The sequence below is a fragment of the Haladaptatus sp. genome (assembly GCF_049589095.1).
Taxonomy (GTDB): domain Archaea; phylum Halobacteriota; class Halobacteria; order Halobacteriales; family Haladaptataceae; genus Haladaptatus.
Map to the genome: position 1 here is coordinate 1 of NZ_JBAWAC010000284.1, position 2,367 is coordinate 2,367.

Consider the following 2,367-nt stretch of genomic DNA (forward strand, 5'->3'; position numbering starts at 1 on the left):
GAACACTGACCCCGTCTGCTTCGGAGCCTACCGAAGCATGTCGGACAACGAACCTTCTAATGAAAAGCGTATCGCCACCACACAAACCGTCCTCTGTCTCAAAGGAATCGACCGTGAGGATGTGGACGAGCAGTTGTTGGATCTAATCCACGAGCATTTCAAGCAGCGAGGGCTGCTCGTCCGGGATATCTCGGTTCACGCCCAACGACGGTACGCGTCCGGTCGTACTTGGCATGAGACACCGTGAAGCGGGCTAGGAGATGCTAGAGTTAGATATTCTTCTTTGGTTCGAACTGGTTACTCCGGTTTTGTGATTGCAGTTGCCGAGAACACTACTTCGAAAGCCCCCGTTCGCTCCGAAAAGAAGTGTTTGGTCCTTCTTCGATTGCAACTACTGGGGAGCAGACCACCTCGAAAGCAGCGACCGGGCGGGGACTTTCGGAGTAGTCTTCTCGGTAGCTACAATCACAACGTTAAAACTAGAATTTTCTCGAAGCGAGCGGGTGGGGGCTTTCGAGGTCTGCTTCCCAGTAACTGCAATCACAGAATTACCAAGTACGTCTATTCGGAGTGAACGGGATTTTGTGTGTTGTCGTGTTCGCAGAAGGTTGAACACGGATGGGGCACCAACTCTCGGTATGTACAGTGTCGTGGGTTGCAACGGCTGTAGCAACCTGTGGATCGTTGAGGGGCGGCCGAAGACGACGAGTTGCCCGCGGTGTGGAAAACAACGGCAGTTCCGGAAGTTGAAGAAGTTCGTGGAGACGGACGACGAGGACCACGCCCGGGAGTTGCGGGCGTCGATGCTCGCCAATCGGCAGGGACAGGGCGAGGCGTTCGCGGAACTCGACTCGTTCGCCGAGATGGACGAACAGGCCGACGAGGCGGGGATGGACGACGAGGAGTTCCTCGACCGCTCGGGACTGAACACGGAGGAGGTCGCCGCCGCCGGGGAGCGAACGAAGCGCCGAGGGAACAAAACGAGCAAGAAGCAAGTCGTGTTGGATGCCCTCGACGTGTTGGACGAACCGACCGAGGAGGAGATTCTCGACTACGCGAGCAAGCGACGGGTTTCGGGGGAGTACGTCGAGAAGGCACTCGTGAAACTCGCTCGGCGGGGAGAGATCAGCGAGAGTCGGGGCCGATATCGTCGTATCTAAGATCGACACCCACGCTTCTTTATCGACGAAAGTCGGGACGGACCCGACTTACGGGAACGGGCCGCTCAGCGCTTTCCACACCGCGACGAGCAGTGTGACGACTGTGAGCAACAGCTTCAGGAACTGGAGGACATGATATGCCCGGGAGTCAGTTATCGGCGCGTCCCCGTTGTGGGAGGATGTTGCCATCGGGAGTCACCATTTGGTGGTACGGCGGGAGCCGTTCCCCCACACGCACCGACAGCACCTTCGCGGCCCCGTACAATAAATTTCTAGTACTTTTTTCCTGGTTTTATGTTGTTTTTCGTGCCGCTTCGTCGGCAAGGAGCCCTTACAATCCGCTCTCAAAAACTGATAATAAAGTGCGATCCTACCGACGGCCGTCCACCGATCACCGATCATCGACTACCGACTATCGACTTTACCGACTACCAACCTTACCGACTACCGACCCAGTTCCTCGTGTGCGCTGGAGAGGTGGCGCGCGGCCAGCGCGGCGAGGAGGGAGAGTTCGCCCGCCAGTGCGCCGACGGCGATGATTTCGGCGAGGGCGTCGGCGTTGCTTCCGGCGGGGTCGCCGCCGCCGCGGAGGCCCAACACGTCCAAGGCTTCCGACTGGGTGGGGAGTTTCGTCCCGCCGCCGACCGTTCCGACCTCCAGACTGGCGATGCTGACGCTGGCGTACAGTTCGTCCTCTCGCGCTTGAACGGTCGTGATCGCGTTGCTCCCTTCGACCACCTGCGCGGCGTCCTGCCCGGTCGCGAGGAACGCCGCCGCGACGACGTTCGCGGCGTGGGCGTTGAAGCCGAGCGCCCCGGCCTTCGCGCTCCCGACGAGGTTCTTGCGCGTGTTCGCCTCCTCGATTGCTTCCGGCGTGGTGTGGAGTCGCTCCTCGACGACCTCGCGCGGAATCTTCACGTCGGCCGTGACGCTCCGGCCGCGCCCCTCGACCGCGTTGATGGCGGCCGGTTTCTTGTCCGAACAGAGGTTGCCCGACAGCGCGACGAGGCTCGCGGGGGTCTCCTCCTCGACGAGCGAAGCGGCCTCGCGCGTCGCGATGGTCGCCATGTTCATCCCCATCGCGTCCTTGGTGTCGTAGACGAACCGCAGGAAGACGGAGTCGCCGACGACGTACGTCGTCACGTCCAGCAGTTCCCCGTGGTTGGTCGTGGATTCGGCGGCCGCGGCGAGTTCGTCGCGGTTGTCC

General features: G+C 60.7%; 3 protein-coding genes and 1 pseudogene. 2 read left to right on the top strand and 2 right to left on the bottom strand.

The window, feature by feature from the left end; genetic code table 11:
* Both WBV42_RS09210 and WBV42_RS09215 read left to right on the top strand, forming a co-directional pair.
* The coding region (locus tag WBV42_RS09210; RefSeq protein ID WP_423985760.1) for a hypothetical protein at positions 1–247 on the top strand (247 nt) is incomplete at its 5' end.
* Positions 248–638: 391 nt separating this feature from the next.
* A complete protein-coding gene (locus tag WBV42_RS09215) occupies positions 639–1,160 on the top strand; it encodes a DUF5817 domain-containing protein (protein ID WP_423985761.1) in 522 nt (173 codons plus the stop codon).
* 48 nt (positions 1,161–1,208) lie between these two features.
* Here WBV42_RS09215 and WBV42_RS09220 read toward each other — a convergent pair whose 3' ends face one another.
* The gene (locus WBV42_RS09220) at positions 1,209–1,349 is read right to left on the bottom strand and encodes a hypothetical protein (protein WP_423985762.1); all 141 of its coding nucleotides are present in this window, start codon (positions 1,347–1,349) and stop codon (positions 1,209–1,211) included.
* Positions 1,350–1,604: 255 nt separating this feature from the next.
* Positions 1,605–2,367: pseudogene (locus tag WBV42_RS09225) on the bottom strand (3-hydroxy-3-methylglutaryl-CoA reductase); the annotation flags it as partial.